The 14,786-nt window shown below is 44.9% G+C and carries 14 protein-coding genes and 3 pseudogenes; 10 read left to right on the top strand and 7 right to left on the bottom strand.

The window, feature by feature from the left end; genetic code table 11:
- Positions 1-139: 139 nt before the first annotated feature.
- A pseudogene (locus IM322_RS22130) lies at positions 140-244 on the bottom strand (phycocyanin subunit beta); the annotation flags it as partial.
- Between the two features lie 665 nt (positions 245-909).
- On the opposite strand from IM322_RS22130, the gene cysK reads away from it, so the two are divergent.
- The 9 genes and pseudogenes from cysK (at position 910) to IM322_RS22175 (ending at position 7,638) form a co-directional block, all read left to right on the top strand.
- Positions 910-1,857, top strand: a complete 948-nt coding sequence (gene cysK, locus IM322_RS22135; RefSeq protein WP_287675690.1) for a cysteine synthase A — start codon at positions 910-912, stop codon at positions 1,855-1,857.
- Positions 1,858-1,868: 11 nt separating this feature from the next.
- Positions 1,869-1,988, top strand: coding sequence for a PLP-dependent transferase (locus IM322_RS22140; RefSeq protein ID WP_287675691.1), 120 nt, complete (start codon positions 1,869-1,871; stop codon positions 1,986-1,988).
- 66 nt (positions 1,989-2,054) lie between these two features.
- The gene (locus tag IM322_RS22145; protein ID WP_287076874.1) at positions 2,055-2,591 is read left to right on the top strand and encodes an MgtC/SapB family protein; all 537 of its coding nucleotides are present in this window, start codon (positions 2,055-2,057) and stop codon (positions 2,589-2,591) included.
- Between the two features lie 204 nt (positions 2,592-2,795).
- Positions 2,796-3,470 carry a hypothetical protein gene (locus tag IM322_RS22150; RefSeq protein ID WP_287675692.1) on the top strand — a complete coding sequence of 225 codons (675 nt, stop codon included), beginning with the start codon at positions 2,796-2,798 and terminating at the stop codon, positions 3,468-3,470.
- A gap of 158 nt (positions 3,471-3,628) precedes the next feature.
- On the top strand, positions 3,629-4,204 hold the full coding sequence (locus tag IM322_RS22155) for a Crp/Fnr family transcriptional regulator (RefSeq protein WP_287076879.1): 576 nt from the start codon (positions 3,629-3,631) through the stop codon (positions 4,202-4,204).
- Positions 4,205-4,234: 30 nt separating this feature from the next.
- A complete protein-coding gene (locus IM322_RS22160) occupies positions 4,235-4,873 on the top strand; it encodes a cadmium resistance transporter (RefSeq protein ID WP_287675693.1) in 639 nt (212 codons plus the stop codon).
- Positions 4,874-5,254: 381 nt separating this feature from the next.
- Positions 5,255-5,734 (top strand): annotated as a pseudogene (locus IM322_RS22165) (FAD/NAD(P)-binding protein); the annotation flags it as partial.
- 963 nt (positions 5,735-6,697) lie between these two features.
- Entirely contained in the window at positions 6,698-7,405 is a 708-nt protein-coding gene (locus IM322_RS22170; protein WP_287675701.1) for an MBL fold metallo-hydrolase, read from the top strand.
- Positions 7,406-7,425: 20 nt separating this feature from the next.
- A complete protein-coding gene (locus tag IM322_RS22175; protein WP_287675694.1) occupies positions 7,426-7,638 on the top strand; it encodes a DUF6887 family protein in 213 nt (70 codons plus the stop codon).
- Between the two features lie 13 nt (positions 7,639-7,651).
- On the opposite strand, the gene IM322_RS22180 is transcribed toward IM322_RS22175, so the two are convergent.
- From IM322_RS22180 to IM322_RS22200, 5 genes are all read right to left on the bottom strand, one after another.
- The gene (locus tag IM322_RS22180; protein WP_287675695.1) at positions 7,652-8,251 is read right to left on the bottom strand and encodes a hypothetical protein; all 600 of its coding nucleotides are present in this window, start codon (positions 8,249-8,251) and stop codon (positions 7,652-7,654) included.
- Positions 8,248-9,663 carry an AAA family ATPase gene (locus IM322_RS22185; RefSeq protein WP_287078822.1) on the bottom strand — a complete coding sequence of 472 codons (1,416 nt, stop codon included), beginning with the start codon at positions 9,661-9,663 and terminating at the stop codon, positions 8,248-8,250. The genes IM322_RS22180 and IM322_RS22185 overlap by 4 nt, the downstream gene beginning before the upstream one ends.
- Before the next feature lie 63 nt (positions 9,664-9,726).
- Positions 9,727-10,818: a homoserine O-acetyltransferase MetX gene (metX, locus tag IM322_RS22190; RefSeq protein WP_287675696.1), complete on the bottom strand. Its 1,092-nt coding sequence runs from the start codon at positions 10,816-10,818 to the stop codon at positions 9,727-9,729.
- 15 nt (positions 10,819-10,833) lie between these two features.
- Positions 10,834-12,132, bottom strand: coding sequence for an O-acetylhomoserine aminocarboxypropyltransferase/cysteine synthase family protein (locus tag IM322_RS22195; protein ID WP_287675697.1), 1,299 nt, complete (start codon positions 12,130-12,132; stop codon positions 10,834-10,836).
- A 200-nt stretch (positions 12,133-12,332) separates the two neighbouring features.
- Positions 12,333-13,262 (bottom strand): exosortase-dependent surface protein XDP2, encoded by a 930-nt coding sequence (locus tag IM322_RS22200; protein ID WP_287675698.1) that lies wholly within the window; start codon positions 13,260-13,262, stop codon positions 12,333-12,335.
- A 579-nt stretch (positions 13,263-13,841) separates the two neighbouring features.
- Here IM322_RS22200 and IM322_RS22205 point away from each other — a divergent pair.
- Entirely contained in the window at positions 13,842-14,696 is an 855-nt protein-coding gene (locus IM322_RS22205) for a prohibitin family protein (protein WP_287675699.1), read from the top strand.
- Here IM322_RS22205 and IM322_RS22210 read toward each other — a convergent pair.
- Positions 14,636-14,786: pseudogene (locus tag IM322_RS22210) on the bottom strand (RNA-guided endonuclease TnpB family protein); the annotation flags it as partial. The gene IM322_RS22205 and the pseudogene IM322_RS22210 overlap by 61 nt on opposite strands.

Genomic DNA, 14,786 nt, shown 5'->3' on the forward strand with positions numbered 1-14,786 from the left:
AGGGACTAAGTACGGTAGGGCATACCGAAACTAATACGCTTGGGGAGAGATTCCCTCTGGTTTGGTTGGATACGTCCTGCCAGATTAAGGAAACTCAGTGAACCAAGAATCCCTCGCTTTTAGCGATGGGAGTGTCAATACCATCTTTGACGAAGGCAATTAGGGCATTGACTTGATTCTCGCTCAGGTATTCCCCCCGGGTATCGGCCTGAGAAACGACTTTGGCAAAGGCATCTAACACCATAGTTTTCATCTCCTATAATGATGATTGGTTTCGGCAAAATATCGAGGTTGATTTCTCTGGCTTTTCTTTATTTTTTCCGATAAAGTATCTGGGAGTTTTTTTCTTGGGACTATACTATCGTCCTTGAAAAAAGTTTACTCTCCCTTGTCCAGATTTTTTTGTATATCGAGGAACAATTCTTGTTAATTGAATTTAGCGTTTATTGACGCTCCTAGACACACTTCGTTTTTGCCATGAATTATTTTATAGACCATTTTCCTACTTTTATTTATTAAAAATTGTTTCCTAAAAAAACCGCAAAAAAATAATTTTTCAGCACAAATCTCAGAAAACTTTCTTAAATGTGTAACCCTATACTGAGAAAAAGTATCACTCTTTTCATCTCTCTAATAATTCGTTTAAGTTGTTTAAACAAATGTGCTTTTATATACCAATAATAATTAACTAAATTGAGGGAAATTTCCGGGGGCAATTTTGTCGATTGTGCTTTGATATACAAAAAAAGTGGCAAGGCAAAAAAATCGACAGGGATAATCCCCGCCGACGTTGTGATCAGAGGTGCCAACACCAGCATTTTGCAGTGTACTCTGACTTAAAAAGTATTGCAAAACATTTTAAATACATATATAATCAAAATAGCCAACAAGTATAAAGCAAGTGGGATTATGCCGATCGCAAGAGACATCACCCAATTGGTAGGACGGACTCCCCTAGTCCAACTGAATCGCATCCCAGTGGCAGAGGGAGTAAAAGCTCGCATCGTCGTCAAACTGGAAAGCATGAACCCGGCCGCCTCGGTTAAAGATCGCATTGGTGTCAGTATGGTGGAGGACGCTGAAGCCGCTGGACTGATTCACCCCGATAAAACAATTCTGGTGGAACCCACTTCCGGTAATACCGGCATCGCCCTGGCCATGGTAGCGGCGGCCAAAGGCTATCGCCTAGTCCTGACTATGCCTGAAACCATGAGTTTAGAACGACGGGCAATGTTAAAAGCTTACGGGGCGCAATTAGAGTTAACCCCGGGTAGCCAAGGCATGAAAGGAGCGATCGCCCGGGCCGAGGAAATAGTCGAAAACACCCCCAACGCCTATAGTTTGCAACAGTTCCGCAACCCGGCCAACCCGAAAATTCACCGGGAAACCACCGCCGAAGAAATCTGGGCCGATACCGACGGCCAGGTAGATATGGTTATTGGTGGCGTGGGAACCGGGGGAACCATTACCGGTATTGCCGAAACCATTAAACCCCGTCGTCCCCAATTTCAAGCGATCGCAGTTGAACCCTCTAATAGTCCTGTCTTATCGGGGGGACAACCGGGGCCGCACAAAATCCAAGGCATCGGCGCCGGTTTTATCCCGGCAATTTTCCGCCCCGAATTAATCGATGAGGTGATTATCGTCGATGATACAGAGGCTTTCGCCTACGCGCGACGGTTAGCTCGTCAGGAAGGATTACTATCCGGCATCTCGGCCGGGGCCGCTTTATGGGCGGCGATTCAGGTGGGCAAAAGACCCGAAAACGAAGATAAATTAATCGTCATGATTCAGCCTAGTTTCGGGGAACGTTACCTCAGCACGGCCCTGTTTAAAGACCTCGAAGATATCGACTAATAGGACAGTCTTTGGTCTGTTATCCCTCTTTGATGACTCACCAGACAATGCCGGAAAAAGAACGCTTAAAACGAGGTATAACAACAGCTTTACTAGGATTATCGATCGGGATCGAGAATAGGAACGATTAAAAGCGGGATCTGGAAAAGGCCTTGATTGGTTAGGGGAAGTTTTTATCTCATTTGATGGGTTAAGCAATGTTTTTTGACTCGGAAGATTGGCAAACGATTATTTTTCGGCTGAGTATGGCTATGGCCGTCGGCTGTCTGATTGGTTATAACCGACAGCGAGGCGGTCGTCCCGCCGGATTGAGAACTTTTATCATCGTTAGTCTCGGGGCTGCCCTGTTCGTGATGATTCCCCTACAAGCGGAGGGAGATGTGGGTTATGCGTCTTCTAATGCTCTCAGTCGCACTATTCAAGGGGTCGCTTCTGGTGTCGGTTTTTTAGGAGCGGGAATCATCCTACAACAATCCCATCGGGAACTAAATAAGGTACAAGTAAAAGGTTTGACTTCGGCGGCGACTATCTGGTTAGCGGCAGGATTAGGCGCGGCTTCTGGTTGCGGTTTATGGCAGATGGTTCTGGTGGGAACTCTATTCTCTCTCTGCACTTTAAGTGGCATTAAACGACTTAAGAAAAATAAATCTTTAGGCAAATATATTAAAGGTCGTAAGAAAATATCCCCGATTAATCAAGAAATAAATCCATCGGATAATTCAGCATCTCATTAATGAAAAACTGATAAAAATTAATTTTCTTTGAGAGAGCAAAAGCTTTTCTTTACTAGCTTTTGGCTCAAAAAGATTATATTTTTATCTGCAATTTATTGGCAAAAAATACAATAAATTATTTATAAAATTTCTTGTTAAATAAAAATTTGATATGATAAAATCCAGATAGACTAACCAATTTTCCGAACAGGAGAAAATCAAATCATGATCAACCTAAATAAGAGCTTTCAAAGCCTCAAAAATCAAGTTTTCCGGCTGCTGATTTTCCTCTTAACTGTCACTTTGCTCCTAGGGGGAAGAGTAAATGCGATCGCCTTGCCCCTACTCCCCGAACAGTTGGCCGTCATCGACCGTGCCACGGCAACGGGTGGCACCGTGGTGGAACCAGTTAAGAAAAAAAATGAGGTTTCTAGCCCAAAAATTCTCGAAGATGCCCAAATTGCCTATGAAAAAGCCATCCAAGCCGCAAAATCGGCTATCGATGACCTAAATGCTCAACTAGCCGCTCCTTCTCTCGACAAGAAGATTATCGAAGCTCAACAGGACAACCTAGAGGACTTAGCGGATAATATTGACGATCTAGGGGAAAAAGTGAGTAAATTGACGAAAAAATTGACCAAATCCGGGGCTAAACTCAGTGAAACCCTGCAAAACAACCTTATTACCCTAGAAAAGAGCCTCGTTAATACCTCCGAGACGATCGATATCTTAGCCGACGACACCGAACGACTCAAAGACAGTGCTTCCCCTTTCCTGAAAACTCGCGTGGAAAAGACCATCGACGCGGTTAAACAGACTCTACAGGAAAGCGATCGAGCTTGGCAAGAACTGATCTCCTCGGCCACGACGGAACTGGAGAAGACTAACACCCCGAAATAAATAGGGCTTGCAAGGGCATAAAATCAGTCTTTTTTGGGGTAATTATCGTTTTTACCCCAAAATTTCTCCAAAAAAAACTAACTCGTCTAAAAAGCCCCTTTACCGACAGCCTTGTGCTTTTGACTGACTAAGTACCTAATCAAAATTAATTACCAATCATGACGCTTACCTATCAACCACCAACCCCCCATCGCTGGCACTTTGATAATCGGGCAATTTTGCCCCTCAGAAATCCTAATTTCTGGAAAATCGAGAGTGGAGTCGTGAAAACCTCCACTTGGTTAGAAGATGGAACCCTGATCGTCTTGGGATTGTGGGGACCTGGCAGTTTTGTCGGTAAAACCCTAGAGAGAGTCAATCCCTATCAAGTTGAGTGCATTAGTCCTGTGCAAGCAGTTTCCTTTTCCACAGTTGAGAGTTATCAAATGGCAGAAATTCTGCTGTCTCATCTTCAGCAAGCACAAGAACTAAGTATTATTCGTAGCTACAAACGTACTGATATTATGGTCTTGAAATTACTGGCATGGTTAGGCAATCAATTTGGCAAACAAACCGGTACCGGACAATTAATTGATGTGCGTCTAACTCATCAGGATATCGCTGACTTATTAGGAACTACTAGAGTCACTATTACCCGCGCACTTAATCATCTTGAACAACAGGGGTCCGTGGAACGTCTTCCCGTCCATCGTCTTCTTTTACGAGAGGAGGAAATCTGGCACTATGAGATTTAGAATGGGAAGGATTATCTCTTTTTTCAATCTATGAATTGGTTAGTAACCCTTTTAATTACTAGCGTGACGAGTTTTGTAGCCACAAATCTTGATGATCTAATGGTGCTAATGTTGTTTTTCTCGCGACTTAATGCTAATTTTCGACCTCGACACCTGATTATTGGTCAATACCTCGGTTTTACCCTCATTCTCCTAGCTAGTTCCCTCGGTTTACTATTTGGGTTACTGGTTTCTAAAGAATGGATTGGTCTATTAGGATTTATTCCTCTAATTATCGGCATTAAACAACTTTTGTCAAGGGAAAATGAGGATTACATTCAAGAAGTAAGAGAAGATGTTAATTCTTCTAGAAATCGCTCCTTTGTTCCTCGTTTTCCCTCCCAAACCTATTACGTTGCTGCCGTGACTGTGGCTAATGGTGGTGATAATATTGGTATCTATACCTCTCTTTTTGCCAATAATTCCCCGATGCACGTCTTAATTATCATGATAATTTTTTATCTCATGATGGGGATTTGGTGCGCCCTAGCCTATTTTTTGATTACCCATCCCAGGATAGCTAAAGTGGTTACAAACTACGGACATAAAATTAGTCCTTTTATCTATATTGTTCTAGGGATTTATATCTTAATTGACAGCAAATCCTATCGTTTATTTTTAATGTCTTAACCAAGAATGCCTAAAAATCGTCTTTTAAGTAGGGAGGCAAAATTATTTGTAGGATGGGTTAGCGCACTTCGTAACCCATGCAGGCGTTGGGTTTCATGCTTCAACCCAACCTACGTTCATCTTATATTTAATTCCACCCACCCACTTAGCTAGACTAACTAATACTAAATCATCTTTAAAAGTTATAAAAGGATTTGTTATGAGAATTAAAAAACAACAGATAGCGGCCGAAGCTTCCTGCAAAAACCGACATTGGCGAGTTAATACTATTTTTCAACAAATGGGCATCGCCTATCAATGACCTAAATGCTCAACCAAACGCTTCTTCTCTCCCCAAGGACACCCTTACCATACCCCTAATTCCCTCCCCGATAGTTATCTATGAGCTACATTGACCGGAATCAATTTTCTGCAACTTTCGACATCGCCATTATCGGGGGAGGATTTAGTGGTTCCCTCGTGACGGCGAACCTGTTACGCGACACGGGGACTCCATTATCGATCGCCCTGATCGATCACCGAAAACCCCTCGGTACGGGGATCGCCTACGGAACGCGAGACAGCGGCCACCTGCTCAATATTCCTGCGGGCAAAATGAGCGCCTTCGAGGACGATCCCGAACATTTCCTCCACTGGTTAGCGGATAACGGCTATCGATCGATCGATCCGGCCAGCTTCGTACCGCGTCTAGTGTACGGCAAATACATCCGATCGATCCTAGAAGAAGCGAGGGAAAACGCCATTGCCGATCACCGTCTGGAAACATTTACCGATGCGGCGATCGATCTGACACTCGACGGGGAAAAGGCGACGATTACCCTAAAAGGAGGCAAGAAAATCAGCGCCGCTAAAGTAGTTCTGGCGCTGGGCAATTTTCCCGCAACGGTTCCCCAACCCCTCGCGTCTCTCAATTCCCTCTATCTCCGCGACGCTTGGGAGACGGACACACTCACCGAGCTAAAACCCGACGGGACGATCTTGATCGTCGGTACGGGGTTAACGATGGTGGATATGGTGGTTTCCCTGGCACAAAGGGGATTCACGGGCAAAATCCACGCGGTTTCCCGTCATGGCCTGATCCCCCGAACGCACCGCCCCACCGATCCCTATCCCCCGTTCCTCACCCTCGAAACCGCGCCCCAGACCACGCGGGGACTCCTACGGCAGATTCGCGCGGAGGTAAAAACCGCAGAGAGTCGAGGTCACGACTGGCGCGCCGTTTTAAACGCCTTACGCCCGATATCTCAAGGTCTATGGCATTGTCTGCCGATAGCGGAACGCGCCAGATTTCTACGCCACCTGAAAGCCTATTGGGAGGTTCTTCGCCATCGCCTCGCCGACGAGATCGCCGGTATCCTCGACGAGGCCGTAGAATCGGGACAATTAACCTATCATGGGGGAAGAATTGAGAGTGCTGAGGTTAAAAACGGCTGTGTAGAGGTTACTATCCGTCAACGGGGAACGGGAAACCTGTTAAACCTACCGATCGATCGAATCATTAACTGTACCGGCGCGGGTAACGATTACGCGACCATAACCGATCCCCTCGTCGTTCATCTTCGCCAACGGGGGTTAATCCGTCCCCATCCTTTGAATTGCGGCATCGAAACCGCGGACAACGGGGCGATTCTCAGGCCAGACGGTACGGCATCGGACACGCTGTACACCTTGGGAAATCCCCGCAAAGGCGATCTCTGGGAAACCACCGCCATTCCCGAACTGCGTTTACAGGCGGCCGAACTGGCCCGGGATTTGTTGCGATCGCTTAAAGAGAGAACTTCTCTCCCCGCGGCCTACTCGATCGCATTCGGGCCGGCAGCGCCGATTTTCCGCCAGCTTTTCGATAGGGAATCGAGTACCTACACCTATCTGATCGCTGATTCGGGTACGGGGGAGGCGATTTTAATCGATCCGGTCCTGGAACAGGTTGATCGCGATCGGCAAATTCTTTGGCAGTTGGGGTTAAACCTAGGCTACACCATGGAAACCCATGTCCACGCCGACCATATCACCGGCGCGCACCGCTTACGCGAGTTAACCAACTGTTCGATCCTCGTTCCCGAAAATGCGGAAGTGAGCGATATCGATGGTTATGTACGCGATGGCGATATCTGGATTGTGGCAGGTCAGCAGCTAAAAGCGATCGCCACTCCGGGCCACACCGATAGTCATATAGCCTATCTCATCGATGAAAAACGCCTATTAACGGGGGATGCACTCTTAATTCGCGGTTGCGGTCGTACCGATTTTCAGAACGGTTCGCCGGAGGTGTTATACAAGACGGTAACGGAGAAGTTGTTCACCCTCCCCGACGATACGCTGGTCTATCCCTGTCACGATTATCTGGGAAGAACGGTCTCCTCGATCGGTGAGGAAAAGCGCTGGAATCCCCGTTTCGCCGGCCGCAATCGCCAGGATTTTATTGAGTTAATGAATAATCTCAATCTTCCCTATCCGAAGAAGATGACCGCTGCCTTAAGTGCCAACGCACGGGGGGGTAAGGTGGTTTTCGTCATGGATTATCAGATATAAATGGGCGATCGGAGGTATGTATGATAAAGCGTGAATTTGAATCGATGAGTCGCGAAGAATTGCGAGCCTATATTCTCGAACATAGAGAGGATGAGGAGGCTTTTCAAGTTTATCTCGATCGGGTGACGGCCGAACCGGGAGAAATTTATCCCGCGCCGAAGTCGATCGAGGATTTAAGCCATTTTCCCGATCTCGTGACCAAAAATCGTCGCAATAAACAACAGAAAAGATAAAGCCTATGCCCTATTATTTACAAATTTTATAATTTCTCTCGAAAAGCTCGATCCCGTAATTTTCTAGAAACTCGATCGCTAGAGACTTCCAAGCCGCATCATCTCTAGGATAAAATTCGGGTGTACAGACATACGCCTCTAGATTCAAGTCTAGATAGTTTTTGTCTAGCTTTTTATTGAAAAAATTAATTGTACTAACAAGTTGCTCTATCGCTTTTTCTCGATTCTTTTTAATTTTTCTCTCGCTTGTAGCGTTTAGCTTCAATTCCACGAAGCAAAAATCATTTACGTCAAAAACAATAAAGTCACAGTGAGATTGACCCCCTAAAAAACCCTGCTTACCATCAACGGGGATAAACCCAATTTTGGTAGCGTTCCTAATTTCAAATATTTTTGTATAATCGAACTCTTCTATTATGATAGAAATTTCATTTATATTAATATTAAAAGTACAGGTATTTGTATCCTTCTTAATGTCAATAATAATAAAACACTGTTTTGTTTTTTCGTACTCTATAATAAAAAAATTCTGTCTTTCCTCAATTTGTACAAATTGAGCGAGTCTGTCTATTTTTTGTGATAGATGGCTCTTGATTTCGTCAAACGTTATCATTTTCTTTTAAAAGTCCTTGCGTGAATTTGATATAATTCATTGAAATCACCCCCTAACATCTCGGAAACCGTGTCTAAATAGTTTTGGGCGATCATTCCTGTATTACTATCAAAAATAGATTCACAATAATTAGCCTCCTCATCTAAAAATTCATTTCCTAGCGAGTACGCAGCAAATTCAGCCGCGTTCAACCAGTAATCTTCTGGTATTATTGTGATAACTTCAGATTTTATAGGTGGATTTTTATCGACCACCCTTTGAGCAAATAACAAATTATTAAAAACTGATAATATATAAGGACTATGGGTTGTTATAATTAATTGGTTATCAGCATTTTGATTGACCATTACTGCCAATAGTTCAATTAAGTTTTTCTGGGCAACTGGAAATAAATGGGCTTCAGGTTCTTCTATTATTCTTAAAATTATTCTATTATTAATAATATTTAGAAAAATATCTTGTAATATTCTAATGGATTCCTTTTGTCCTGACGAAGCATTATGCAAATAAACATATTTTTTAGATTGCCTATCTAGTACAATTTTTTCACCATCACTATCGATACAATATCTACCCTTTAATATTTTATAAACTTTTTCCATTATATTTATTAGATGATGCTTTTTAGCTTCGTCTTCTACATATCTGTTAATTAGTCCGTCAAAATTATCAAATTTTTCAAAAATATTTTTAATTATCTCACATTTTTCTATAAATTCAATCATCAAAATATCATCTGTAATTTGTTGTTTGTTATTTGAAGATTTTTGATTATTCTTCTCTAGTGTATTTTGTATCCCAGCGAATAAGCGCATATTGAACTGATTAGAATAGCTTACTGTTACGTTTCTACTTGCAATTACAAAAAATAAATCGGTCTGGCTTGTTTCAAATACTGATTCTAGTGATTGATTTAATATTGTAGAAAGTCTTTGAATATATCTAATTATGCCTATATTAGGAGCGTAAGAATTCAAATCCTCATCAGATAAATCTTCCTCTAAGAGTTTTTTAATTTGATTTATAGATTTTTCAATATTTTCATTAAAAAAGTTATTGCTGAGACTGGCATTAATTTTTTTTTCATCATCAAGCACTAAATTAATAAATTTATTTTTTTCAAGACTATAATAATAAGTTATCTCAAAATTGGGTATATGAAGTGTAGAACCAAAAAAATCATAAAATCTTTCTTGTATAAGAAATACAAAATTTGAGAATATATCGAGAGAATCTGATGTTTTTAGTTGATCTTTGGATAATAAATAATCTTTGAGTGATTTAAAAAAATAAATCAACTTAGCGATCGTACTCTTTCCGCTCGCTTGTTCACCGATTAAAACTAAAACCTTTTTAATCTCAATTTCAGCGTACTCGATCGCTCCGAAATTTTTAATAATAATTTTTTGCATAGATGCGCGCTTTTTGTATACGACTATAAACCATAGTACCGCGAGCCATCTCAAAACCGATCGCTACCCGGCCATCCCGAACCCGCAACCGTCACGAGTTCCCCTTTCTAAACGGAAAGCCACGAGAAGATCATTCAACGCATCCATATCGCCATCCATTAAAAACGCATCGTGACCGTGCGGCGATCGCAACCAGAATAATTGCGAATTGGGGATATATTTCGCTAACTCCTCTTGTTCTACGGGAGGATAAAGAAGATCCGAATTGATCGCCACGATCGCCGTCGGTTGTTGAATCGACTGTAAAACCGATTCGTAACTCCTTCCCAAACGCGTGACATTATGACGATCCATCGCCCTACTTAGGGTGATATAAGCATTGGCATCAAAACGTTCGACTAACTTTCTCCCCTGATATTCTAAATAGCGGGCGATCGTAAACTCTCCCCCCTCCCCGTACTCACGGCCGAAACGTTCCTCAAAACTGGCGTGCGATCGATAGGTAGTCATCGCCATCATCCGGGCCACCGATAAACCCCGCGCCGGAGGACGCTCAATCGAATAATTTCCCCCTTGCCAATCCGGATCGGCGTAGATCGCCCCCCTTTGGGCCTCTCCCAGCGCGATACACCAGGCCGAATGTCGTCCCGAAGCCGCAATCACAGCGATCGAGTGCGTCCTCTCCGGGTACAGTAGCGCCCACTCCAAAACCTGCATCCCTCCCAAGGAGCCCCCGATCACCAACCGCAAAGACTCGATCCCCAATGCGTCCATCAACAGCCGTTGTAGGTGAACCAGATCCCGAATGGTGATCTCCGGGAAAGTCGGGCCGTAGGGTTTACCGGTACGGGGATCGATCGAAGTGGGGCCGGTTGTCCCGTAGCAACTGCCGAGAATATTGCTACAGACAATAAAATCGCGGGTCGGATCGAGAACGCGTCCGGTTCCTAACAAAGGTTCCCACCAAGCTTCCACGTCGGCCCATCCCGTGAAGGCATGACAGACAATAACCCCGTTATCCCGCTTGTTATTCAAAATTCCCCAGGTTCGATAGGCGATCCGCACCCCTGCGAGAACCGCCCCCGATTCGAGAACAAAAGGATGCGGTGGGGAATAGAAACGGGTTTCCGGGGAGATCAAGTCTAGGCGATCCATGGGCGGGGTGGTTGGTTATAAACTCTGGAAAGTTTGCTGGAAATCCTCGATAATATCGTCAATATGTTCCAAACCCACGGAAACGCGGATTAATTCGGGCGTTACTCCCGCCGATCGCTGTTCTTCTTCCCTTAACTGCTGGTGAGTCGTGGAGGCGGGATGGATAACCAGGGTTTTTGCGTCGCCCACGTTGGCAAGATGGCTGGCCAGTTTCACCCGGTTAATAAAATTCCGCCCGGCCTCGAAACCGCCCCGAATCCCGAAGGCTAAAACCCCGCCAAAGCCGTGTTTTAGGTACTTCTTCGCCCGTTCGTGGTAAGGATGTTCGGGTAATCCGGGATAATCCACCCATTGCACCTGTGGCTGTTCTTTGAGCCAGTTCGCTAGGGCCAAGGCGTTGGATACATGACGATCGACCCGTAGGGAGAGGGTTTCCAATCCCTGTAGCAGTAAAAATGCGTTAAACGGACTCAACGCTGGCCCGAAATCCCGCAATCCCTCCACCCGCGCCCGGATAATAAAGGCGATATTGCCGAAGGGCCCGGACGGTCCGAACACCTCGTAGAAATTCAACCCGTGATAACCCGGCGCAGGTTCGGTAAACTGGGGAAATTTGCCATTTCCCCAGTCGAATTTACCCGAATCGACGATTACTCCGCCGATGGAAGTGCCGTGACCGCCGATCCATTTGGTCGCCGATTGCACCACGATATCCGCGCCCTGTTCGATCGGGCGACAGAGATAGCCGCCGCAGCCGAAGGTATTATCGACGATCAGGGGAATGCCGTTCTCGTGGGCGATATGGGCCAGGGCGGCAAAATCGGGAATATTAAATCGGGGATTGCCGATCGTCTCGACGTATAATGCTTTGGTGCGATCATCGATCGCCGCTCGAAAAGCCTCGGCCTCATCGCCATCGACGAACTTGACATTTATTCCTAAACGTGGTAGGGAAACTTTGAACTGATTATAGGTTCCGCCGTAGAGGTAGCTAGTAGAAACGATATTATCTCCCGCAGCTGCGATATTAGCGATCGCTAGAAATTGCGCCGCCTGACCGCTAGAGGTGGCCAGGGCTGCCGCACCTCCTTCTAAAGCGGCGATCCGCTTCTCGAAGACATCGGTGGTCGGGTTCATGATCCTGGTGTAGATGTTGCCGAACTCTTCCAGGGCAAACAGTCGCGCCCCGTGGTCGGCATCGTTGAAAACGTAGGAGGTGGTTTGATAGATGGGAACGGCGCGGGCGTTGGTTCCGGGGGCAGGTTCCTGGCCGGCGTGTACTTGTAGCGTCTCGAAACGGTAACGGTCAGACATAGGCGCTCAGGGAGGAAAATAAAGGGGAAATTCCTCGATCTGTGCGATCAAGGAAAAAGGGTGATTATCTCCTTAATAATGGATAAATAGAGGGTTTTAACCCATTTATCGCTATTTTTTCATGAATGACAGTTCGCTGGTCGATAGCATTTAAACAGCATTAAAAGCATTCACTTCCTATCCTACTTCGAGTAGAACGATCAAGCCTTGCCTCGTTTCACAAAGATTCCAAGACTTCCTGCGAGTAGGGTTGCGAACACGACATTAGGTTCGGGAACCTTGACATCGGCGGCGATTACTTTGAAATCTGGCCCGTTATCGCCGACTCCGTTCAAACGTTGGGGATCGTTGTTGCGCTCGCTAGTTAAGCGCAGAGTTCGCGCGCGGATACCGTCGAGCCGAATCCCGATCGAACCAATATTGAACGGGCCGTTGTTGAGGACGGGAGGAACGATCGTGCTGATGTTATAGTCCGCTTTCGTGTAGTTCGCGCGTAAAATTTTATAACTGGCTAAAACCGTCGTTCCATCGTCCGCGATCGCTTCCACCAGTAAATCGCTATCCCCCGCAACGGTTCCCCCCGGCGTTCCCCCCCGTTCCCAGAAAAAGAACGTATTCACCGGTCGGAGGAAAGAAACCTCGATAATTGCAGTATCGGCGTTCTCACGGGTTACGAGGAGACTATTCAGGTTTAAATTGCCCAAACTGGCGGCGATATCCGCGTCGGTGGGGTTCGGTTTCGCTGGACCCTCCCCGACCAGGGGATCGCTAGTCGTCTTCGGTCCGTGACCCGCATGGAGAATTCCGTTAGTATATGTGACTCCCCCCACGGTAACGTCGGCGGTATCGTTGCGGATAACCCGACCCGCATTGACCAGATCAAACTGACTGACCGTTAAACCGTTGAAAACCACCGAATCGAGACGGACATCTCTAGTGGGATCGTTGAGAAGATTAGGATTTCCAGTTAGGTCTGGACTGGCCGTAACGTTGGTTTGAAAGGAAAAGGGGAGAAAACCCGCCGCGCGCGCGGATGTTCCGGTTGTTAGAGCCAAGGCCACTCCAGTGGTCGTGGCGGCGATTTTGAAAAGAGCGGCGAGGTGCTGCGACCGCATGAAAAGATGACTCATCGATAAATGACCTCGTTAGGGGATGGAATGGGTACAGTGGGCTTATCCGCTTACTGTATTTAGGGTTCTACCATAGCCATTTCTGCGAGTCAATTTATCGAGATATCGTTTATACAAAATATCTTTTATGCCGAAACTAGATTGTGTTAAGGTAATTGCTACAAAAGAAAGTACCAGCTAGACTGGTGGCATGAGAATGTACCATTTAGTCCAAAGGAAATTTTGTTATAATTGCTTCTGGATAACCCCGATTGCTCTCTTAGATAAATGCCTTTTTGGTCAAGTTTCTGACTAAAACTAACGAGATAATCGTTTTAATTCATGATTACTAAAACATTTAATCGGTGACTATGGTAACTATAAATAGACATTTATTTCCCGATATTTTGCCAGCCAGAAGCGAGAGAATGGACGAGACTAAATCTGACTTCATCTAAATAATATAGGACAAGTTTACCTTCATTTTCTAGTTGCTAAAATTCTTAAAATAGATAAAGCTATCGCTAATTACCAACCTAAAATCAGCCCTTTTATTTATTTGCAACCCCATCCCATCAACTATCTCTATTATCAATTAAAATGCTCAAAATCCGTCTTTTAGCTAGACCAAGTAATCTCTTTTTTTTGTTATTAATCTTGGCGATTATTTTTAATCCTTTCGTGATTGTCAATGCGGGAGAAAGAGGAGTTTTAATGGTCTTTGGTCAAGTACAGGATAAAATACTTAATGAGGGTATTCACGGGATTATTCCCGTTGTTAACACGGTGAAAAAACTAAGTGTGAGAATTCAAAAACAACAGATAGCGGCCGAAGCTTCCTCCAAAGACCTACAGGAAGTATTCACAGATGTGGCCCTTAATTGGCATATTTTAGCATCAGAAGTTAATACTATTTTTCAACAAATTGGCGATGAAGCGGCTGTCATTGAACGAGTGATCGATCCAGCAGTTGAGGAAATTCTCAAGGCAGTTATGGCTAAATATACCGCCGAAGAATTAATTACTAAACGGGAGGAGGTGAAAGGAGAAGTGGATATTCGTTTGACCGAAAGAATGAAAAATTATCATATCGGTGTCGATGATATTTCTTTGGTTCATGTCAACTTTTCTGATCGCTTTACCGATGCGGTGGAAGCCAAACAAATTGCCGAACAGGAAGCTAAAAAAGCAGGTTTTATGGTGTTGAAAGCCTTGAAAGAATCGGAAGTAAAAATCAATCTGGCTAAGGGAGAGGCGGCAGCTCATCGCATTCTCCAAGATTCCTTAAGTCCAGAAGTTTTACAGAACAAAGCGATCGAAAGATGGGACGGTAAACTCCCCCTATTTATGGTTGACATCCTCACCGCCGTAAAACGGACGGTGATTCCCAAACCTCACGATTTGGGTTTCTGCTTCTTTCCCTTGCGGGGTTCCGCACCTGCCTTAACAGAGTAAATCTGTTCTGGTCTTATGGTCGCTCTACAGACTGACACCGCAAGCCCTGCGGCCAAAATGTTTTTACTGGCGTTAATATCTCGGTCATGG

The sequence above is a fragment of the Microcystis sp. M109S1 genome (assembly GCF_020247025.1).
In the GTDB taxonomy this organism is placed as follows: Bacteria; Cyanobacteriota; Cyanobacteriia; order Cyanobacteriales; family Microcystaceae; genus Microcystis.